The following is a 368-nucleotide window of genomic DNA, read 5'->3' as shown; positions in this document are numbered from 1 at the left end:
AGATCACCACGAACACGATCGGACCGTCGAAGTTGACGATGGCCCGGCCGATCTCGGCGCCGTACTCGAGCTGCAGGTTCCGCAGCGACTCCGGGGAGCCGTCGAAGCCGGACAGGTTGGCCAGCACCACGACGGGCCGGTTGCCGCTGGCGGCGTTGATCGCGCGGGCCGTCTTCTTCGACGAGCGCGGGAACAGCGTGCCCGAGGTCCACTGGTCCGGTCCGTCGGTGGGGAACCAGCCCTTGCGGGCGATCGCCCGGGACTCGATGCCGATGACGGTCACGGCATTGCCGCCCAGGTGCGCGTCGAAGACCACCGAGGTGTCGGCGTCGGCCATGTCGGCCCAGCGCTCGAGCACCGCGTGGTCC

1 protein-coding gene is annotated in these 368 nt (G+C 70.1%); it reads right to left on the bottom strand.

The window, feature by feature from the left end:
* On the bottom strand, positions 1-368 hold a 368-nt coding region (locus AC1DYG_RS20770; RefSeq protein ID WP_477641717.1), incomplete at both ends, for a carboxyl transferase domain-containing protein.

Source organism: Pedococcus sp. P1_H8 (assembly GCF_056405175.1).
This window is presented reverse-complemented; position numbering and strand designations above follow the sequence as displayed.